18 protein-coding genes are annotated in these 21,870 nt (G+C 39.9%); 12 read left to right on the top strand and 6 right to left on the bottom strand.

Features of this window, described 5'->3' with window-relative positions:
* Nucleotides 1-159: 159 nt before the first annotated feature.
* Nucleotides 160-1,506, bottom strand: coding sequence for a sodium-dependent transporter (locus AB5542_RS06500; protein WP_279037227.1), 1,347 nt, complete (start codon nucleotides 1,504-1,506; stop codon nucleotides 160-162).
* Nucleotides 1,507-1,756: 250 nt separating this feature from the next.
* Between AB5542_RS06500 and guaA the strand changes: the two genes are divergently transcribed.
* From guaA to AB5542_RS06485, 3 genes are all read left to right on the top strand, one after another.
* Entirely contained in the window at nucleotides 1,757-3,286 is a 1,530-nt protein-coding gene (gene guaA / locus AB5542_RS06495; protein ID WP_118302286.1) for a glutamine-hydrolyzing GMP synthase, read from the top strand.
* A 148-nt stretch (nucleotides 3,287-3,434) separates the two neighbouring features.
* Nucleotides 3,435-3,776, top strand: a complete 342-nt coding sequence (locus AB5542_RS06490; protein WP_118302288.1) for a type II toxin-antitoxin system RelE/ParE family toxin — start codon at nucleotides 3,435-3,437, stop codon at nucleotides 3,774-3,776.
* A 5-nt stretch (nucleotides 3,777-3,781) separates the two neighbouring features.
* Nucleotides 3,782-4,096: a helix-turn-helix domain-containing protein gene (locus AB5542_RS06485; protein ID WP_118302290.1), complete on the top strand. Its 315-nt coding sequence runs from the start codon at nucleotides 3,782-3,784 to the stop codon at nucleotides 4,094-4,096.
* Nucleotides 4,097-4,143: 47 nt separating this feature from the next.
* On the opposite strand, the gene AB5542_RS06480 is transcribed toward AB5542_RS06485, so the two are convergent.
* The 4 genes from AB5542_RS06480 to AB5542_RS06465 all read right to left on the bottom strand — a co-directional run bounded on the left by AB5542_RS06480 (nucleotide 4,144) and on the right by AB5542_RS06465 (nucleotide 7,932).
* Nucleotides 4,144-4,875 carry a LytR/AlgR family response regulator transcription factor gene (locus tag AB5542_RS06480; protein WP_279037222.1) on the bottom strand — a complete coding sequence of 244 codons (732 nt, stop codon included), beginning with the start codon at nucleotides 4,873-4,875 and terminating at the stop codon, nucleotides 4,144-4,146.
* Nucleotides 4,872-5,924: a sensor histidine kinase gene (locus tag AB5542_RS06475; protein ID WP_279037218.1), complete on the bottom strand. Its 1,053-nt coding sequence runs from the start codon at nucleotides 5,922-5,924 to the stop codon at nucleotides 4,872-4,874. Before AB5542_RS06475 ends, AB5542_RS06480 begins: the two co-directional genes overlap by 4 nt.
* Complete coding sequence (locus AB5542_RS06470) at nucleotides 5,915-6,934, bottom strand: sensor histidine kinase (protein WP_162613734.1); 1,020 nt, start codon at nucleotides 6,932-6,934, stop codon at nucleotides 5,915-5,917. The genes AB5542_RS06475 and AB5542_RS06470 overlap by 10 nt, the downstream gene beginning before the upstream one ends.
* Before the next feature lie 92 nt (nucleotides 6,935-7,026).
* Entirely contained in the window at nucleotides 7,027-7,932 is a 906-nt protein-coding gene (locus tag AB5542_RS06465) for a DUF6268 family outer membrane beta-barrel protein (protein ID WP_279037215.1), read from the bottom strand.
* 322 nt (nucleotides 7,933-8,254) lie between these two features.
* On the opposite strand from AB5542_RS06465, the gene AB5542_RS06460 reads away from it, so the two are divergent.
* From AB5542_RS06460 to AB5542_RS06435, 6 genes are all read left to right on the top strand, one after another.
* Complete coding sequence (locus tag AB5542_RS06460) at nucleotides 8,255-9,427, top strand: FecR family protein (protein WP_279037212.1); 1,173 nt, start codon at nucleotides 8,255-8,257, stop codon at nucleotides 9,425-9,427.
* 80 nt (nucleotides 9,428-9,507) lie between these two features.
* Complete coding sequence (locus tag AB5542_RS06455; protein ID WP_279037209.1) at nucleotides 9,508-13,116, top strand: SusC/RagA family TonB-linked outer membrane protein; 3,609 nt, start codon at nucleotides 9,508-9,510, stop codon at nucleotides 13,114-13,116.
* Nucleotides 13,117-13,127: 11 nt separating this feature from the next.
* Nucleotides 13,128-14,669: a RagB/SusD family nutrient uptake outer membrane protein gene (locus tag AB5542_RS06450; protein WP_279037207.1), complete on the top strand. Its 1,542-nt coding sequence runs from the start codon at nucleotides 13,128-13,130 to the stop codon at nucleotides 14,667-14,669.
* Between the two features lie 3 nt (nucleotides 14,670-14,672).
* Nucleotides 14,673-15,668, top strand: a complete 996-nt coding sequence (locus AB5542_RS06445; RefSeq protein ID WP_279037204.1) for a hypothetical protein — start codon at nucleotides 14,673-14,675, stop codon at nucleotides 15,666-15,668.
* A gap of 12 nt (nucleotides 15,669-15,680) precedes the next feature.
* The gene (locus AB5542_RS06440) at nucleotides 15,681-16,637 is read left to right on the top strand and encodes a fibrobacter succinogenes major paralogous domain-containing protein (protein WP_368243019.1); all 957 of its coding nucleotides are present in this window, start codon (nucleotides 15,681-15,683) and stop codon (nucleotides 16,635-16,637) included.
* 17 nt (nucleotides 16,638-16,654) lie between these two features.
* Nucleotides 16,655-18,769, top strand: coding sequence for a thioredoxin family protein (locus tag AB5542_RS06435; protein WP_279037199.1), 2,115 nt, complete (start codon nucleotides 16,655-16,657; stop codon nucleotides 18,767-18,769).
* A 57-nt stretch (nucleotides 18,770-18,826) separates the two neighbouring features.
* Here the strand turns inward: AB5542_RS06435 and AB5542_RS06430 are convergent, their stop codons facing one another.
* Entirely contained in the window at nucleotides 18,827-19,375 is a 549-nt protein-coding gene (locus AB5542_RS06430) for an RNA polymerase sigma factor (protein WP_087420270.1), read from the bottom strand.
* 564 nt (nucleotides 19,376-19,939) lie between these two features.
* On the opposite strand from AB5542_RS06430, the gene AB5542_RS06425 reads away from it, so the two are divergent.
* From AB5542_RS06425 to AB5542_RS06415, 3 genes are all read left to right on the top strand, one after another.
* Nucleotides 19,940-20,959: a DHH family phosphoesterase gene (locus tag AB5542_RS06425; protein ID WP_279041042.1), complete on the top strand. Its 1,020-nt coding sequence runs from the start codon at nucleotides 19,940-19,942 to the stop codon at nucleotides 20,957-20,959.
* A 13-nt stretch (nucleotides 20,960-20,972) separates the two neighbouring features.
* Nucleotides 20,973-21,302, top strand: coding sequence for a DUF1904 family protein (locus AB5542_RS06420; RefSeq protein ID WP_279041040.1), 330 nt, complete (start codon nucleotides 20,973-20,975; stop codon nucleotides 21,300-21,302).
* Nucleotides 21,303-21,406: 104 nt separating this feature from the next.
* Entirely contained in the window at nucleotides 21,407-21,826 is a 420-nt protein-coding gene (locus AB5542_RS06415) for a MarR family winged helix-turn-helix transcriptional regulator (RefSeq protein ID WP_279041037.1), read from the top strand.
* Nucleotides 21,827-21,870: the final 44 nt, after the last annotated feature.

Here is a 21,870-nt window from a genome sequence, read left to right as displayed (position 1 = left end):
ATCATCGACACTGACTATTGTTGATGATGTGTTCATGGTATGTTGTTGGTATGTACTTGAGGTAGCGAATCCATAGTGTATTGTCCTTGTATCGCCCTGAAAAAGTTTACTGTAAACTTAGTAAACTAATTTTAGGAAACTACAATGTTGAGAGAATAATCAGAATAGTCCCAGCGAGTGTAATAGAATCACGAGGATAAACAGGGGGGCTACATATTTTAGGACGAATATCAACGGTTTCAGTAACCATAGTTTCAATTCTCCATTATTGGTTAATTCCGCTTCCAGTAAACGGCGGTCGAATCTCCATCCCACGTAAATGGAGATCAAGATTCCACCCACGGGTAGCAGTATGTTGGAACTGACGTAATCAAATATCCCGAAGATGGACAAGTTGCCGATATGGACTTCTTTTAACGGCCCAAAAGAAAGGGTGCATAGAATTCCGAAGATCGTGACGATTACCGTGGATATGACGGTCGCTTTGCGGCGGCTGATGTGCTTTTCTTCCACGAAAAAGGCAACGATTACTTCCAGAAGGGAAATAGAGGACGTGAGAGCGGCCATGGTTAGCAGGAGAAAGAAAAGAATCGCCCATAGTTGCCCGAAAGCCATGCTTTGGAACACTTGTGGCAACGTGAGGAACACAAGGCCCGGCCCGGAATCCGGTGCAATGTCGAAAGCGAACACGGCGGGAAATATGGCAATTCCTGCCAACACGGCGATCAACGTGTCCGCGCAAATCACTTGCAAGGATATAGAAGTCAGGTTTTCATCTTTTTTGATGTAAGAGGCGTAAGTCAAGAGGACACCCATGCCGATTGATAAGGAGAAAAAGGCCTGTCCCAGAGCAGAAAGTACTCCCTGCGAAGTAAGTTCCGAGAACTTGGGTAAGAAAAGAAATTTTATCCCTTCCATGGCCCCGTCCAGCGTGCATGCCCGGATTCCGAGTATTACAATAAGCACGAAAAGGAGGGGCATCATGAGTTTGGTGTATCGTTCGATACCTTTTTTTACTCCTGCCAGCACGATAAACCCGGTGAGAGCCATGAACACGATTTGCCAGAACACGGGTTTATAGGGATTCGTGATAAAATCCGAAAACATGGTATTCAAGTTAACATAGGTGCCGGCATGAAAAGAGAAGGTGAAAGATTTAAAGACATATTCCAGCGTCCAGCCGGCAACCGTCCCGTAAAAGGAGAGAATCATCGTGGCGGCAAGAAGAACCAGTACCCCGAAATAACGCCAGGCTGTTTTGGGCTCCAATCGGTCGAAGGTTCCGAAAGCGTTTCTTCCGGAATAGCGTCCTAGAGCAAATTCCGAAAGCATTACCGGTAATCCTATGGCTACCGTGAAAAATATGTATACCAGAAGAAAGGCTCCCCCGCCATTATTCCCTGCCTCGTAGGGAAATTTCCAGATATTTCCCAAGCCGACCGCGGAACCAGCTAGGGCAGCTATTGCCCCGAATTTAGAGCCAAAACTATCTCTCGTGTTGTGCATAAGAAGAAAAAGTTACAAGTTAACAGATTGCAAGTTACAGGTTAAAATTGTAAAGTGTAAGTGAATTACGGTTTATAGGGATTTTAGGTTACGAAATAACGTCATTTTTTAACACTGCATATCAGGAGGTTATAAGTATATCAATAGCCTGTAACCTGTTAACTTGTAACCTGTAACTTTTTCGTTAGGACTTTTTTAAAGTTCCGGCGAAAAAAACGTATCTTTGTCCGAAAATAAATAAGCGATTCACATGCAAGAGAAAATTCTAATACTGGATTTCGGTTCACAATACACGCAGTTGATAGCGAGACGCGTGCGGGAACTGAATGTCTATTGCGAGATTTACCCTTTCAATCACTACCCTGCACTTGATGCGTCCGTGAAAGGCGTGATCCTTTCGGGAAGTCCTTTTTCCGTGCGTGACGAGAAGGCCCCGCAACCGGATTTGTCTTCTATAAAAGGAAAATTACCGTTGCTGGGAGTATGTTACGGGGCTCAGTATCTGGCCCATTATTTCGGGGGTGAAGTCAAAGCCTCGAACAAGAGAGAGTACGGTCGGGCGAATTTATCATTTGTTGATAATTCCTGCCCGTTGTTCAAAAATATCAGCCAACATTCACAGGTGTGGATGTCTCACGGTGACACGATAGAGGTGTTACCCTCGCATTACACGGTGGTTGCCAGCACGTCTGACGTGGAGAATGCCGCTTACCGCATCGGGGGAGAAGAAACTTTCGGTATTCAATTCCACCCGGAGGTGTACCACAGTACGGAAGGAACCGCTTTGTTGAAGAATTTCGTGGTGGACATCTGTGGTTGTAAACAAGACTGGACACCGGATTCTTTTATCGAGACTACGGTTGCCGAATTGAAGGAAAAGATCGGCGAAGACCGTGTGATTCTTGGTTTATCGGGGGGAGTAGACTCCACGGTTGCTGCCATGTTATTACATCGGGCTATCGGTAAGAATTTGACTTGTATTTTCGTGGACAATGGTTTGTTGCGGAAAAACGAGTTCTCTGATGTGCTTGAAAATTACAAGGAACTCGGCTTGAACGTGATCGGCGTGGATGCGGGAGATCTTTTCCTTTCCCGTTTGGCAGGTATCGAAGATCCCGAGAAGAAACGTAAGATTATCGGAGCAACATTCGTGGACGTGTTCGACGAAGAGTCGCATAAAGTAAAAGATGCAAAATGGTTGGGGCAAGGTACGATTTACCCGGATGTGATTGAATCATCATCGGTAAACGGACCGTCACAGACCATCAAGTCACATCATAACGTGGGCGGTTTACCCGATTATATGAAACTAAAGGTCGTGGAGCCTTTACGTCTGTTATTCAAGGATGAAGTTCGCCGGGTAGGTAAGAGTCTTGGATTGGCAGATAAATTTTTGAAGCGTCATCCTTTCCCCGGACCGGGTTTAGCTATTCGTATCTTAGGGGAGATCACGAAAGAAAAAGTGAGATTATTGCAGGAGGCCGACTATATTTATATTTCCATGCTTCAAGAAGAAGGTCTGTACGATAAAGTATGGCAAGCCGGAACCATCTTACTCCCGATCAAGAGTGTTGGGGTGATGGGAGACGAGCGTACTTACGAAAGTGTGGTAGCCTTGCGTGCCGTGGAATCAACGGATGGGATGACAGCCGATTGGTGTCACCTGCCATACGAATTTTTGGCAAAAGTGTCTAACAGGATTATCAATAATGTCCGGGGGATTAACCGCGTTGTTTATGACATCAGCTCAAAGCCACCCGCCACGATTGAGTGGGAATAGTGGTGGAATTTAAAATAAAGGAGAGCGTTCGACAGGTTTAGAGTTGGACGCTCTTTTTATTTGAAAGAAAACAATTTCTTATTTATAAATAAAGGAATGTTTCCATATATAGAACTTTTTGCTTATCTTTGATGTACAAAATAAAGACATGGAAGCAAAATTTAAGGTCGTATATTCAGAAGATGCAGATGATTTCTTGAATCGGTTACCTAAAAAAATAAAAGACAAGATTATTTATAACATTGCTAAAGCTAAATTTGTTATAGATCCTGAGCTTTTTAAAAAGTTAGATGATACGGATATTTGGGAATTCAGAACATTCTTCAATAAAACAAAATATAGACTCTTAGCTTTTTGGGACAAGGAAAATGGTAAAAGTACATTGGTTATAGCAACGCATGGTTTCATAAAGAAGACACTAAAAACTCCGCCAAAGGAAATAGCCAAAGCGGAAGAGATCAGAAAAGCATATTTTAATCAAAAGAAATAAGGAATATGGAAACTATGAAATTCTATACAGAAGAAGAAATATTGGATAAACACATCGGAGAAAAGGATTCTCCGGAAAGAGAGAGATTTGAAACAGATTTAAATTCTTTTCTTATAGGTGAAGCAATTAAACATGCCAGACTATCTAAGAATTTAACCCAAGAAGAATTAGGTAGGTTGGTTGGTGTGCAAAGGGCGCAGATCTCTCGAATTGAGAATGGAAAAAATCTGACTTTTTCTACTGTTGCTAAAGTTTTTAAGGCAATGGGAATAAGTGCTAATCTTGAGATTGGGAATTTGAGGAAAATAGCATTGTGGTGACTGATAGATAAGTATAAGAATTTATCTTTTATCTTCAATGCTATTTTTTAAAGAACACCTTTTTTGAACCCACCTCTTTTCGTCACGAATTTCTCGAAAAAGTCGTCCCGGTAACTATTGCCAATGGCGATTTCGTGTGAGCGGATAGTGACGTCGTTGTTGTCGAAGGAGGTGATGTGTCGGGTGTTGATGATATAGGATTTATTAATGCGGAAAAACAGACTGGCAGGAAGTTGTTCGTGTATGGCCTTGAGTGTCATTTTGGTAATGATCCGTTGATCTTTCAACTGGAGAATCACGTAATCTTTCAGTCCCTCGATAAAAAGAATATCCTCGAAATTTACCTTGAAATAACGGCGTTCGGATTTCACAAACAGGTAATCATTCTCCACTTCCTCGATGTTTTCTTTTTCTCCCGTGACGAGTAAAGCGTGATAGTTCATTGCTTTGTTGACCGCTTTCTGGAAACGTTCGAATTCAATGGGTTTTACCAGATAATCCACGGCATCCACCTCGTAACTATCTAACGCGTATTCCGTGTACGCTGTTGTAAAGATGATCAATGTATCTTTAGAAATATTCCGGGCGAACTCGATTCCCGTGATACCGGGCATCTGTACGTCGAGAAAGACGAGGTCTACCGGGTGAGAGGTCAGGTAAGTGGCCGCAGAGGAGGCATTATTGAACATCTCCATCAGTTCCAGTTCCGGCACCCGGGCTATAAGAGACCGGATACCCTTCCGTGCGATCGGCTCGTCGTCGACAATAATACATTTCATAATTTCAATTGTAAATGAACTTTATATTGCGTTTCTGTTTCTTCTATCCGGAGCGAGTAATCCTTCCCGTACAATAACTCCAAACGTCGTTGCACGTTTGACAATCCTAAACCTCCGGTTTCTTTCTTTACCGGAACGAGAGGTTTGGAATTTTCGCAGGTAAAAGTCAGCTCGTCATGTTCCACACGAAAATAAAGGTAAATGTACGATAAATTCTCGCTATCGGGGTTATGTTTTATAGCATTTTCAACAAAGGGGATAAAGAGTAGCGGGGGAATCTTCACGTTATTTACATCACCTTCCTTTGAGATCAAGTACTCGAAATGATCCCGGCGCATCTTTTCCAGTTCGAGAAATCCCGTCAGGAAGTGAATGTCCGCACTCAAGAAAACCTCTTGCCGGGCACTGTCGTTCAATTGGTAGCGCAGCATATCGTCGAGCTTGGTCAGGAGACGGGAAGCCTCGTCCGGGTCTTCCTTCACGAGAATATTGGCATTGTTGAGCATATTGAACAGGAAATGGGGATTGATCTGGTTCTTTAATTGCTGCAATTCCGACTGCATCGTAGTTTTTTCCAGTTCCGTGATTTGCCGGTCATAGATCATCCAGCGCCGGAACAGTTCGATACTGGTGGTTCCCATGGTGATCATCCCGATGATCACGATCGCGTAAAGAACATTGGGTAAAGAGTAGGCGTTCTCGTTCACGAAAATCTCCGTGATCACGCCATATTTTTGATAAAGATACTGAACGATAGGGGCATAAATCAATAATCCTATAATAATGATGAGAAACAAGGCTGCAATATAAAACGACAATTTATTCTTCACGAGTAGGCGGGGAATCAAGATAAACTGGTTGATATAGGTCGGTAGCATGAACATGGACAAGCTGATGAGATAAGCATAGAACCAGCCTATCCCGGTGAAGTAACCGTACACGTTCTGGAAAGCAAAGAACGCGATGATCAGAAAGGTCGTGATATTTCTGATCTGGTTGAAATTTGGATTCAACTGAAAGTGCGGGTTCAGGTGGTTCTTTATAAACATATTTGTAAACTGGTAATGTTATTTTTGTCTCCTTGTTTTGTTTCAAGTAGAAAGCTCTCCCCGTACAATAACTGGAGTCTTCGATGCAGGTTATACAACCCGTTGGCTGGCTCTTTCGAAAGGCCGGGAGGATAGATACAGGCGAAGTACAGGTTGTTGTTCTTCATTTTGAACAGGATGTATATATCGGGGAATTTACCCGTGTCATGGGATCGGATATACCCGAGGGCATGTTCAACAACAGGAATAAAAAGCAAGGGAGGAACCAGAACATGATCAATGTCCTTATCCATCGTGATACTGAAGTCAAAACGATCGTTGAGTATTTTCTCTAAGTTCATGTAATCCCGAATAAACGAAATATCCGCACTTAACAGCACCTTTTCCCGCATACTATCATAGAGTTGATAGCGCAGCAGGCGACTTAAACGGAGTAAGAGAGAAGAAGCTTTGCCCGCATCCTTTTTGGTCAGCACGTTGGCCGTGTTTAACATACGTGACAGGAAGTCCGGTTGAACCTGATCTTTCAGACGGTCGAGTTCATTCTGTACCTTGCTTTTTTCCAATTCCTGCAATTGTCGGCTGTGCATGATCCAGCGTTGCAGGAATATGGTCATGGAAAATGCCGAGATATAAAAAAAGATGCCTAGGAAGTTAATGAAAAAGAACAGAAAAAGATTACAATTCGGTTTAATCGCCTCGTGAAATACCGGGAAATAAAATTTCGAGATGAAAATAACCAGAAACATCATGAATAGGAGAAATAGGGTACACGAAAGCAGGCAAATAGCGTATGTCCAATACTTGCCTTTAAAAAGAAGACGAGGTATTAATATATACGTGTTCAAGCATATTATCCCCCAGAACAGGAATATGAGGGTGATGTTAATCAACGTGATGGCATTCCATCCCGGGGAAAACTCGGAGTTTTCGAAGAGTCCCCTCATGACGATAATTCCAAGCAACAGTAGAATCAACAAGTGCCTGAAAATCCGAAATTTTGGGTGCATTAGGAAATTTTCCCAATACTGGTTTCCGTTTTTATATGTGATTGAATTGGACATTTGCGTGTAAAACTGGGGATAAATTTAATGATTTCTTTTTAGAATTTCCATGCTATACCGAGAGAGCAATAGAATCCCAATCTGAAATGCGGATCGCTCTCGTCGTCATCGGAGAAGTATTCCTTTAAACTTCTTTTCGAGTAAAAAGCACTCCGAGCCGGAGTAATGCCCAAGGTAAGCGGGATGGATAACGATTTGCCGAGGGTGAATTCCGGACGTAACCCGACAACCACGTATTGCTGGGTGAAATACATCTTTTTCCCGTTTCTCTCGGAAAGAGCCATCATCCCGTCCATTTCGGCAACAAGACTTAATTTCAGGTAGTTGTTAAATTTCATGCCCACGGAAACCCGCACGGCATCAATTAAGGCAACATTTACCTCGTAACGTCCTTCTAATCGCCAGTTGAAATAAAATGCGGGGAAGAGCATAGGATAACCAAACGTGTTATTCAGGGCGGCTCCCACACCAAGGTCTAGGTTCGGGCGTAAATGGCGGATGAACACGATGGCACCTTGTCCCAGTATATTATCCCATCTTGCCTTGGATAGATTATCGCTATCCATGTAAAGGCCGGCCCCAACGGTTGCCAGCATGGACCATTTAGCATTTAGCGGTCTCGTGTGTGTTAACCCGATTTGAAGGTTTAACATATCCGAGGGACATAGAGTTACGGGAAGTTTCTTGTTACTCATGCTTGCGTGTGATGCGCTACATCCGATTGCCCAGGCCGTGGGGCGGTTATTCTCGTTCATTTTAACTGAAAGCGGAACCCGGAATCCACCTTGTATTACTTTTAAATTTCCTTTGGCTCCCGAAAGTTTATTCTCTTCATCTTTATATGAGGTAGAACTGATGTACTCCGTTTTAAAGTAGACTTGAGCGTGTGTTTGCTGATAGGCGAGCGGGATAAAAAAGAATAGATAGCATAGGATAGATTTCATATTGTATTGATTTTTTATTCACGGGATAAAAGTAGAAGATGTTTGGGAATGGGGATGAAATAATAGACGAAGTTCGGGTATAAGTCGACCAACCTCATGTTTTTGTTCGTCCTTGTGGCATATCTTCTTTTATATCTGTCCCTTCATCCCGTCAGTCTCCATTTCTATGAAACACGTGTTTAACGATAGTATAACAAACAGATGTGAGAGAATGTATTGATTAATAGAAGATTAATATGTTGTGTGAATTTTTTTGAAAAAAGTGGCATTTTTTTATTACACCAAAGGGGGTGGTTCCCGTTTTGGTATTAAAAGCACAAAAATGACATTGAAAACAAGAGAATATATCGTACAGTTAATTGTCCGCCACGTGCAAGGGACGTTGGATGATACCGGGAAAAAGGAGTTGCTTGAATGGCGGGAATGTTTCCCCGAGAACGAGGCTCTTTTTCAAAGAATGACTTCCCGTGTTCATTTCGAGGAAAGTTTAAAGGCTTGCGAGATGACGGGTAAGGAGATGGAATCAGAATGGAAACTGATCTATGGGAAAACGATTGGACGTCGGCGCTTGAGTATGAGACGGATGTTTCAGTACGCCGCAATATTGATTGCAGTTGTGTTGATCGGTGGGATCTGGATGTTGGGAGACCGGGATGTTGAGTTACCTGGTGATTCCTTGATGGCTAAGGCTCATCTGATAAAGAAAATAAAACCTCAGGCAATTTTGGTTATGGGGGACGGGACGACCGTGAATTTAAAAGACACAAGCTCTCTGGCATCATTGGTTTCCACGAAAGTGGCACTTTCTGCGAACAAGGAAATTTTGACCTACACGGAAGGAAGTGTTGACACGGTGATGGAGTTCCACACGATGAAAATACCCCGGGGTGGGGAGTACGTGCTGGTATTGTCCGACGGGACGACAGTTTATCTGAATGCCGAATCAGAATTAACATATCCGGTCAAATTCAGTGGTAAAGACAGGCGGGTTTATTTGAAAGGAGAAGCGTATTTTGAGGTGGAAAGAGATACGTGTAAACCTTTTATCGTGGAGGCAAATTCTTTGGAGATACAGGTTCTCGGAACGGAATTCGGGGTGCGGGCTTATGGGGATGAAGAATGTGTCCGTACAACACTTAAAAAGGGAAAAGTGAGCGTGGAAAGTGAGGGGTGCGGGGTGATCCTGACCCCGAATATGCAGGCTTCTTTTGACAAGAAAACGTCACAGATGGATGTACGGGAGGTGAACGTTGATTTGTTCCTAGGCTGGAAAGACGGACGGTTGATATTTGATAATTGTTCTTTGGAAGATATTTTAAAGGATCTGGGTAAATGGTATGATTTTGATGTACGTTATGCCCGGGAAGATGCCCGGTTAATACCATTCTCTCTGAATATAAAGAAACATGATGCTTTTGCGGAGGTCCTTCAATTACTTGAAGACACGGGGTGTGTGAAATTTGATATAAGAGATAACGTCGTTGTTGTAAAATAAAAAGTAGCGCGGGAACGCTACTTTAACCATCCCCCGCTAAGAACAGGGGACGAATAGTTATAAATTTGATTTACAAAGTTATGAAGAAAAATTGTAATCTTGTAAGGAAGAGGTATTTTTTATTTTTCCTTTTCCTGGTTTTTTCTATGCAATTTAGCCAGCGAGTCTACTCGCAGGAAATGAAGTTGTCCTTCAACCTGAAGAATGCAACTTTGAAAGATGTGATTAACGAGATCAAGCGTATTTCGGTCTATGATTTCGTATATAGCGATCCTCAGTTAACCTCCTTCAAACAACGGGATGTATCATTTACGAACGCGACGATTCAACAAGTGATGGAGGATTGTTTGAAAGACACGAAACTCACGTACGCGATTAATGGAAACACGATCGTGTTTAAATTGAAAGCTACCCAAGAGAAAGAACAGGAGTTGAAATACATCTCCGGAGTGGTTACGGATCAAGCTGGTAATCCTTTGCCGGGAGCTACGTTGTTAATTAAAGGAACCACGACAGGAATGGCCACGAATACCAATGGAGAGTACAAGATCGGGGTGCCTAAAGATGGGGAATGTACATTGATTTTTTCATTTATGGGAATGAAAACACAGTACGTGAAAGTCGGGAATAAAACGAAAATTGACGTAAAATTAGAAGAAGACTTGACGGAAGTTGAAGAGGTGGTTGTGACCGGTTATCAGAATATTGATAAAAGACATTTGACCAGTGCTGTAAGTTCCGTAAAAGCATCGGATATATTAACTCCCGGTATGACGAGCATTGATCAAGCTTTGGAAGGACGGATTCCTGAATTGGTATTAATCAGTAATTCGGGGGAAGTAGGAGCGACTCCTAGAATTCGGGTAAGAGGTACTTCCACGTTGCTGGGTAACCGGGAGCCGTTGTGGGTGTTGGACGGTTTTATTATGCACGATCCGGTTAACGTGAGTAATGATGATTTGAATAATCCGGATTATATTAATATTATCGGTAATGCTATTGCCGGGATTAATCCACAGGATATTGAACGTATTGATGTATTGAAAGACGCTTCGGCCACGGCTCTTTACGGAACAAGAGCAGCCAATGGCGTGATTGTAGTTACGACTAAAAAAGGGGCAATCGGTCCGGCTCGTTTCTCCTATAATCACTCATCAAAATATACGCGTCGTCCTCGTTATTCGGATAGAAATATAAACTTGATGAACTCGCAAGAGCGGGTACAGTTTGGTAAGGAACTTAGTGATCTGCATTACCGATTCCCATCAGACATGACTATGGTCGGATACGAAGGAGCTTTGGATAGTTATTATAAAGGTTTATCCACGTATGATGAATTTGTGGAAAACGTGAAATGGTATGAAACCGTGAACACGGATTGGTTTGATATTTTAACACGTGATACTTATTCTCATGATCACACATTTGGTGTATCGGGTGGTAATGATGATATCCGCTATTATGTATCAATCGGGTATAACAAGGAAAATGGAGTTTCTAAAACAACTTATACCGAGCGTTACACGACACGTTTGAATTTGGATATGACTTTCTCGAAGAAAATTAAGGCTAATTTTTCCATGAACGGGAACGTGCAAAAGAAAAATCACTTGATGGATGAGATTGATGCAATGGATTATGCTTATAACACGACCCGGGCTTTACCTTGTTTTAATCCTGATGGAACACTTTATTATTATAACAAGTCGGCTTACGGTGGAACGAACAGGTATAGCAATAAGTTTAGGTATAATATTTTAAATGAAATAGAAAATAGTTCTAACGAGTATGACGGAAACACGATTGGAGCAATGCTTGATATCAAATTAACCCCGATCACTGGACTGGATATCTCTGTATCTGGAAATTATAACAGGAGTAGTACTTTACAGGAACAATGGTGGGGAGAAAAAACGCATTATGTAGCTCGTTGGAAAAATGCCGAGTATGAGTCTCTTCCGTTGACAGGTTCATCTGGATATTGTTATTTGCCTTACGGGGGTATTCTAAAAACAGTAAATTCTATTACAGAAGGGTATACTTTCCGTACTCAGGTTGATTATCGTAAATTATTTGGAGAAAATCAACAACATATGATGATGCTGATGGGTGGATTCGAGTTAAATGGAAATACAACCAGACAGATCAGTGATGAAAACCGAGGATTCGTGAAGGACCGGGGACTGCAGTTTATTGATGAATTACAAAATTTGGATGATTATCCGTGGTACAAGGATTGGTTGAACCAGAATCACCGTAGTATAGCGCATGGTATTTCTCACCAGATATCCGGGTATTTTGTACTGAGTTATAGTTATCAAAATCATTTCACGTTGAATGTGAATGGACGTTTTGATGCTTCCAATAAGTTTGGTAGCCGCAGTAATGAACGTTTTTTACCGGTATGGTCTGTTTCTGGTAACTGGAATTTGCAGGAAAATATATTAAAAAACGTTAAGTTTATTAGTGAATTGCGATTGAGAGGATCATTCGGTATACAAGGAAATATGTTGGAAGACCAAAGTCCGAATTTGATTATTAAACAAGGTACATTGGAACCTATTTACAATGAGAACGTGTCCACGATAGCTCGTTACCCGAATCCTAATTTACGCTGGGAAGAGACGCAACAATTAGACGGAGGTCTTGAGATTGGATTTTTTAATTCACGTTTGAACGTGGAGTTTTCTGTTTATTCCAAGAAAACCACAGATTGTTTTACTGATGTGAGAGTTTCTTCGGTAAACGGAGTGGCCAATCATGCTTACGTTATGAATGGTGGGGATTTGAAGAATAGCGGCTACTCTATTTCTCTGTCTGCCACGCCTGTTAAAACAAAAGATTTCCAATGGAAATTCTCCACGTATTATTCAGGAAACTTTAATAAAGTTCAGACAGCATCGGTTGAAAGTTATACGTTAAATGATTATTTGAATGGTACTGCGTTGGTTGACGGGGCAGCAATTGGTAGTTTTTATTCGTACAAATTTTGGGGATTGAATCCTTCGAATGGAACTCCGATGTTTGATGATTATAATGACCGGAAACATTTACTAGAATATAAAACGTTAGAAGAAACGGTGTTGATGACCATGGAAAAGAGTGGACAACGTGATCCGATTTTTAGTGGTAATTTCTCGAATAATTTCACGTACAAAAATTTTTCTCTGTCGATGAATTTATCTTATAGCATCGGTTCAAAAGTAAGATTATTCCCGTTGTATTCTCCAGTGGTTTCGGGTGTTAGTTCGGAGATGAACGTGAGAAAAGAATTCATGAATCGTTGGATGGCTCCCGGTGATGAAGCACATACGAATATTCCGGTTATCATGAGTCCGGCAGATCCTGAATACATGACATATTATGCTCATTTTTCAGCAGGACCGACAACAGCAACACATATACAAAATTTTGCATCCAATGTTTGGAATATGTATGATAACTCTGATATTCGTGTCGTTAGCGGTAATTACTTGAAATGTTCATCTATGACCATACGTTATAATCTCTCTTCCGAGTTGTTAAAGAAAACACCTTTTTCTAACATATCGCTTAGCTTAAATGCGTTGAATTTATTCACGTTATCTGCTAAAGAATTGAAAGGACAGGACCCTTCACAAGCGGGTTTTGCAAAACCGAACTTATCGGTTCGTCCTTCTTACACATTCCAATTTAATGTTACATTTTAATAGTCATGATAATGAAAAATATTATTTACATCGCTATTTTAATACTGTTTACGGGTTGCGGGAATTTTCTTGACGAATATTCGCAGGATCTCGTTGTCCCGAAAACGGTATCGGATTTGAATGAAGTTTTGCTAGGAAATGGATATGTTCCTTCTTCGGAAGTACAGTATTTGAGAAGTGGTTCAATTGGCTGGCAACTTAATATTCTAGATGATGACATTAATACGGTCATTGCTTATGTTGCGAACAAAGGTTTGCAGGAAATGGATCAAGTTTATTATGGGTACACGACTTGGCAAATGGAAGTGGGGAGAAATTACACGGGAAATAATTTGTCCGGAGATAATGCCAATTGGGATGCCTTATATCAACGGATTAATTCAATGAATATTATTTTGCACGAACTTGGCAACGTGAGTCAAAGTACGGAACAAGATAAAATAGATGCCATTCGGGTGCAAGGAGAATGTTATTTTTTACGGGCACAGTTTTACTTATTACTTGTGAATATGTATGCCAAAGCGTACGATCCGGATAATGCGGCAACGGATTTGGGAGTGCCTTTAAAGTTGACCTATTACGTGGAGCATGATAAGGATAAAGAAACTCAGTTTGAACGTACTCCTGTTGCTAAAGTTTATGAGCAGATTGTGAAAGATTTAAAGGAATCTGTGGATTGTTTCACGAAAAGTCCCCAGACAAAAAGTTTTTACCGGGCTTCTAAGGGTGCTGCTTTATTATTGTTGAGCCGGGTATATTTGTATATGCAGGATTGGAAGAATGCAGAAATAACAGCAAAAGAGCTGTTGGCAGAAAACAAATCTTTGTTAGATTATAGTAGTATCGTTGACAATGAGAAAGGATATGCAATATCCGAGAGTAGTCCGGAACTCTTGTTCTCACAAGGTCCTTTAAATTTGCAGTGTGATTTTACGGGAGTTGGGGGAGATTTTTGTATATCCAATGATTTGTATAAACTATATGATGAAAATGATTACCGGAAGGGAATTTATTTTGTTCGATCAACACAAAGTGATAGTTTGGGCTTAAATCGTAAATACGAAATGGGAAAGCATCGTTCTTATGTTTCGGACATCTTTACGTTACGTACGGCAGAAGGATATTTGAATGTAGCAGAAGCTTGTGCCATGCAGGGGGATGCTGAAGGGGCATCTGATTGGTTGAATCAATTGAGGCATAAACGTATTGAAAATTACACAGATGTAGAATACGATGCCAATGAGGTAATAGATCAAGTACGTGTAGAAAGGAGAAAAGAGTTATGCCTGGAAGGACATCGGTGGTTTGACCTAAGAAGGTACGCCGTGTGTAAAAAAGCTCCTTTTAAAAAGACCATAGAAAGAGTGTATGCCATTTATGATTGGGAAAGTCGAAATATATTTAAATATGCAGAAGTCTACCAGTTAAAAGAAGATGATTTGGCGTATGTTTTCGCTATTCCGAAATCCGTGTTGGAATTTGATAAAGGTATGCCCGATAATATCAGAGAAAATAGGGAATATGTTAGGTTGATATACAGAAATAATGAATAGGTTATGAGAAATGTTATATATTTAGTTTTTGCGTTCTTGATTTTAGGGTGCGGGAATGAGGACGAACTAACGTCTAAGATTGAGATCGAAAATCTGTACGGTATTCAGGATGATCCGTCAGATCCAGTGAAACATCGTGTTTTCGAGATGTACAGCGAATACGGGATACCCGTTTATTTTAATGACACGATCGGGCGAATTTTCGTGAAAAAAGATGTGACCGGAAAGGATGTTTATCGTTATGAAACCTTGGATTTAGCTTGGGGATTCACTTCCTATGATCGGGTTACTTACGATTATGAATACATGATGGACCCGGATGAGCAACTGAAAGCGTTAGATATCATTGAAAATTACTTAAAACTAGCCGCAAAACCTCTTCATCCGTTTAATTTCTTTGTTACCAAATCTGCAAAAATAACTGATTCGAATGATAAAGAAGAGATTTATGAAAAGGGGGCTTACACGATCAATTATCGAACATTATTAATGACGGGAGATTGGACGGACTCTCAGGTTGAAAATTTACCGGGAGAGATGGTTCGAGAAATGGTGAAATCTAAAATTGTTAATTATAAGGATCTGTTAGAGGCATTTAATACTATTTCGGATCCCACTTGGTATGGTGAAATCTGGTCTAGCTTGGATCCTCATTACTATGACTATGTAGACGGAATTGGGCAACCTAAAGCTTGGTTTACCCCATCCGCTTTGTCTGAAGATTGGTATCTGGCCTCTTACTTTACCGAGGAAGAATTGGCTGAATTTAGAGCAGCGGTACGAGCTGCGATTGGGCAATGGGGTTTTGTTAATGGTGATACGTTCGCAAATGTCATGTCTCCTCGCAAGAATGAAATCGATCTAGTACTATACATTACGGAAATGCTAAGATTGTCAAGAGATGAATTCGAAGAATTATGGGGAGGCTGTCCTTTGGTTATGGAGAAATATGAGATTTTATATGATATTGTCGTCAATAAACTAGGTGTGGAACTATAAAGAAATGTAAGTATGAAAAAGTTCATTATAATATTATTAGGCATTATCGTGTATTGTAGTTGTCAGGATGATAATAATTCTAATCGGGTAAAACCTGAGGTCAGTTTTTCTGATTTTCAGGATCCTAGAGATTCGAAGACGTATAAATGCATTACTATCGGGGGACAAACTTGGATGGCAGAGAATCTTAAATATCGTTCTCCACGCGGAAGTATGGACGGATGCTATACTTATGGAGAAGAAAATATGAGAGCACAAGATATTGTCATTAATCAAGAATTATGGGCGGATTCCATACGGGCCGGAATTACACGGGGGGAATTTGAGGGAACTGTCGGGACTATGAAATTGGCAGATATACTCATTTTATGGCTTAATTATTTTAAACCGGATTCCTATATCAATCAAGTTGAGAATAGTTACGGTGCAACTTTTCCAGATGCAGTTATATCTTTAAGACGGATTTACAATAATCTTTATCCTCAAGCACTTATGGAGGTGTCGAAACAGTTTTTTGAGAAAGCTGAAAGTACAAATGGACATTATTCTAGTAAATATGGCTTTTTGTACACGTACGAAGGAGCCTTGCAGGCAGTACCCGATGGCTGGCGTCTTCCGACGGATGACGATTGGAAGAAACTGGAAGAAACCTTAGGTATGTCTGTTTCAGAAATAAATATGTTGGACGAGTGGCGAGGAAGTTATGAAGGTGACCTATTGAAAGAGGGGGAACAGGGAATCGGTTTTAATGCAGGTTATGCCGGCGCCAGAGTATATGGGTCTCACATGTATGGTGGAAATTTTTATAACAAAGATGTTAATGCCTACTTTTGGTCGGCAACTCGTAAAGTAGAAAGTGATACAGTCGATTTAGGGATAACAAGGATACTTTTTTTGAAAGAGGATCGCATTATGAGAAGTTCTTCCAAATTAAGTGCTGCATATAGTGTTCGTTGTATAAAAGAATAAAATGTAAAAACAATCACATGAAAAAGTTTACTTTAGTATTAAATCTTGTATGTTTTTTAGCTTTGGGCTCTTTTGCCCAAAGCATGTACGGAGATGCCGTGAAGGCTGACGTGAAAATGAAATATGTCTATTCTTTTGAAGAGGCATTGAAGAAAGCAAAGGAAGAGAACAAACTGATTTTCTTTAATTGTTTTGCAGATTGGGCTGTTCCCTGTCACTCTATGAATAAATTAGTGTTTAGTGATCAAGAATTTGCAGATTGGATGGACAAACATTTCGTGAATTTTTTTATAGATGTAACTACCCCGGCAGGCCGTCCGTTTGCAGATAAGTATAAAATTACATTTCAAGCACATTATCTCGTTTTAAATAGTGATGGTGAAGTGGTGCATCGGATTGTAGGAGGGCATCAGATCCCTGAATTCAAAGCTATTTTGAAAAATGCTTTAAATCCTAAAACTTCATTGGCAGGTATGAACAAGAGATATGCTGCCGGAGAAAGAAATGTTAAATTCTTGAATGCGTATGCTGATGTATTGAAAATTGCCAGCGAAGATGAGACATATAAAAAAGTTGTTGAAGAACTTTTCAGTAAACTGAAAAAATCGGATTGGTCTAAAAAAGTGTACTGGAAATCATTTTGTTATATGACAAAAGATATTGACAGTGAAATGTTTAAATATATGTTGGATCATAAAGTGGATTTCGTCAAATCAAATGGAGAGGAACAGGTCAATCAGTTTATTTCTAATCTCTATGCTAGAACTCTCTATTCATACGCATCTGGAAAAGAGGTTTATAACGGTGAAAAATTACTGAATATTTATTTGGATATTCAAAAAGCAGGATTGCCAAAAGAGAATATGGTTTATTCTTTATATACCATTGCCAAGTACCGGGGAGAGGGGAATTTCAGTAAAATGATGGATGTGATCGAGACTGTTGTCCCGACATGGGAGTCTACAATTGCGGTTGCATTGGATTTATCTTTAGCCGAAATGAAGGATTTAGACAAGACAGATAAAGAGCGTTTGATCAATTACTTTCAAAAAAGATCAGAGAAAGCTGGGGGAGCCAAAAAAAATTATTTGGCAGCGATAAGCGATATGGTGAATACCGAAGGAATAAAATTTGAGGATATTACTTTTAACGAGGCCTTGAAAAAGGCCAAAGAACAAGGAAAACTGATTTTTATGGATTGTTACACAACATGGTGTGGTCCTTGTAAGATGATGAGTAATCAAGTCTTCAAACAAAAACAAGTAGGTGATTTTTTTAATCAGAATTTTGTAAATCTAAAAGTGGATATGGAAAAGGGTGAAGGACGAGATTTATTGAAAAGATATGGAGTAGACGCCTTTCCAACAATGTTTTTATTAGACGGTGATGGAAATATTATTTATAAAATTCGAGGAGGGCGGAGTGTACAAGCATTCATGACGGCAATAAAAAGAGGACAGAATCTGAAAATTCCTTTCTACATTCAGAAAAGCAGGTATGAGGCTGGTGATCGGTCGGCAGAATTAATGGCAGATTATTTTTATACAATGGCAGATGCTGGTGATGTAAAGAATGTAATGGGAGAGGCTCGTTCTTACCTTGCAACTTTGAAGGCTCCGGATTTATATAGTAAATCAGCTTGGGAGTTGTATGAGAATTTTGTGAATAACGTTACAGATCAAGAATTCAGATATTTGGTAACGAATCGAGAGAAGTTCGTGGAAAATATTGGGGATAGTGTGGTAAATAAAAAGATTGAAAAGGTTATTTTCCCTATGGTTATTGAATATTTGAAAGGTTCTGTCTCTAAAAATGACATAGCTGTAGCTTGGAATCTGGTAAATACAGGTAAATTTTCTTCGGATTATTCTTTGGTGTTGCTAAATAAAATTATTTCCATGTATGACAAAAAAGAATTTAGCCAACTAATCGATTTTTACGAGAAAGATGTTACATCGAATCAAGATGATAGAACACGTCTAAACTTGGATGTAATTCTTCATTATTTACTGAAAGATGCTTCTTCTAAAGAGAAAAATCGAGCTGTGACTTATGCGAAAAAAGAGATGGAGAAAGCTAGACCTGGTGTGCGGGATAGTTACATGGCCTTAATTGAGACTTTATCAAAATAAATAATAAATTTCTATCAATGATTCTCCTCGTAAGACTTTGCGGGGAGAATTTTTGTATTATAACCACGTCAGAACAGTAAGTAGATATTTGAGGCGTTCTCGCATATAATGGTTTGCGTTGTTCTTGTGTTTTTTCACGGTATTAATTGTGATATCTAATTGTTGAGAGATTTCTTCATGGCTTTTTCCTTGTAAACTGAGTAAATATACTTCTTTACAAGCAGGAGGGAGTTCGTTAAATACAATACGTAAAGCTTGGAATATTTCAGTTTCCAGTATGTTGTCCAAAAATGATTTTTCTTCAGTATCTTCAGAATTAACGTGTTGAACATATTTTTGAGCAACAGCCTCATGACGAATCAGATCAATACAGGAATTTTGTACAACTTTATAAAGAAAGGCTTTCGCCTCATTTTCATCTTTAAATTGGGACATTTTTTCCCATAATCGGACAAATGCATCTTGAATGATATCAGAGATAATATCTTGATCATTAATATACTTTATGGCAAAATAGCGTAGAGTAATCCCATACTTTTCATATAAGTAATGAAAGTTTTTTTCTCTTTCTTTATCCGTGAAATGTGGTACAAAACTTTTTGGCATGGGTATTATTGGAATCCTTCTTAATTATTAAGTTAACAAACTGTCATTCTGTTATTTTTATCTAGGTATTTGCAGGTAATTTTGTATCATAAATGGAACGTTTAATGATTGTACAAATATAGACCATTTATTGATATTTCCGCATAAAATTAAATTTTGTTTAATATTTTCATTACCAACATATAGCAAATATAAAAACTGTTTTTTTGAAATGATTACTAATTACCTTGAATGTAAATCATTAAACGTTCGTTTTTTCACATTTCACGAATACTTAATAGATATTAGATTAAAAGAGATCTATCCCAGAATAAATGGTAAAGCTAACGTGAATAAACCCCTTATTCGTAGAATATTCGAAACTCATACAGAGCTTATACAATGGGGAATGGATAAGCAAAAGATGATCTCTGAACAAGCAACGAATAAGGGGTATTTTTTCCTTGGGATCTCGGCTATATTACTTCGAATTTTGGGTTTGTGAGTATTTAAATTCCATATTTTAGATGAGAAAAGCAGTTTTTTCCTATTTTTGCGGGAATTCATACTGAAAAGATAATACAAATGTACGAAACAATCATAGAAAGAATAAAGGAGAGGCTGGAGTGCAGAGATTTAAAGGCGGTTATCATTCCTCACATATCACCAGACGGAGATGCTGCCGGTTCATGTTCTGCCCTGTGGCAAGTGTTGGATCGGGTGGGAATACAGGCACAGTTGATGACGTGTGATTATATCCCGGATTATTTAAAGTGGTTGAAACGTATTCCGGATGCAATATCTTTTCAGAATCGGCCTAAAGAATGTAAACATTGGTTACATCAAGCGGATATATTGTTCATGCTAGATCATAATACCGTGGCCAGGGAAGGAGATTTGGAGCCTTTCGTGAAGGAGTTCAAAGGGGAGGTTATCATGATTGATCACCACCCGGATCCGGATGACGTGACGTATCGGATTTCGGACACGAGTGTTTCCTCCACGTGCGAATTACTTTATAATGTAATCTCCGGAGTATGGGGTAAAGAGATCATTGACATGGATATAGCGAATGCCATTTATACCGGGATTTCAACCGACACGGGAGGATTAAGTCACAATTCTTCTCATCCGGAAACGTATCGTGTGATTGCCGATTTGTTGGCATTAGGACTGAATAAAGACTACGTACACGAACAGCTTTATCAACGAAACACGCTTTCCCGGTTACGTCTGACGGGGAATTGCCTGTTGAATAAGCTGACGATTGACGAGCATTTTCCGGTGGCCACGATTCCGATCACGTTTCAGGAATTGGAATTATACAATTATAAAGACGGGGATCTGGAAGGATTAGTAAACATACCCTTGTCCATCGAGGAAGTACTGGTTTCTATTCAGATTACCGAGCGTAAAGATAAAGTGAAGTTATCCTTCCGGTCAAAGGGCAATATCCCCGTGAACCTGTGGGCAAAAGAGTTTTTCAATGGTGGAGGACATTTAAATGCCGCCGGGGGACAAATGCCGTTGCCTTTGGATGACGTGGTGAAGAAGGTACGGGACACGGCGGAATGGTTCTTTAAGCAATTGAAAGTTGAGAATTGAAAATTGATTCGTTATGCCATTTTTAAGATTTCATGCAGTAGAAAAAAGTAGATTGGACTTGGTAGGGGAGCGATTGATCTCGGAGATTGTTCGCACCTTGGGATGTCCGAGAGAAACAGTTGTAATAGAAACTATTGACTCTTCTTTTATTTCTGGACACGAGCAATTTCAGGCTTATCCTTTTGTGAAGGTGGAGTATTTTAAGCGTCCGTTGGAACAGCAGAATGCGGTGGCAAAGATTATTTTCGAGTGTCTGAAAGAGATCGGATACCCGGAAAGTGATGTCTATTTCTCTTTCTTGGAGAAGGATTGTTACTATGAAAACGGGGAAGTGATAAAGTAAAGATTACAAGATGGAAATAGAAAAAGCGGTAATATTTTTGCAGATATTGCCGCTTTTTTCAATAATAATAATTAAGTTTGTGCATAGTATAAAATGCAACGACTATGACGGAAGTAAGTGAATTAGTAGCTCTCTTGAGCAAGGCGGAAAGAGGGTACACCAAAGTTTTAAATCGCAGTTTCCAGAATGCCGGGTATGATCTTAGCCGGGAGCAATATGAACTTCTGGAAGTGTTATGGGAACAGGATCACGTGAACCAGCAGAACATTTCCAAACGTCTCCAGAAGGATAAATACAATGTCACAAAACTATTGAACACCTTGCAAAAAAGAGGTTACGTGCAAAGAAAGATGGACAAGGAAGACAAACGGAGTAATTTCGTGGTGTTGACAGAAAAAGGAGTGGAATCCCGTCATGCGTTGTGTCAAATCGTGGAACAGGTTCACACGGATATAAGTTTTACTTTGTCCCCGCAGGAGCTGAAGTCCGCTATATGGGTGTTGAAAAAGTTGAATTTGCAATAGATCGCCTACGGCGAGTTGTAGGTTGCGAGTTAACAGGTTACAGG

This window comes from Butyricimonas sp. RTP31003st1_G1_RTP31003_210430, assembly GCF_040920905.1.
In the GTDB taxonomy this organism is placed as follows: domain Bacteria; phylum Bacteroidota; class Bacteroidia; order Bacteroidales; family Marinifilaceae; genus Butyricimonas; species Butyricimonas paravirosa.
Note: the sequence above shows the minus strand (reverse complement) of the source record. Positions and strands in the feature narration are given on the sequence as shown.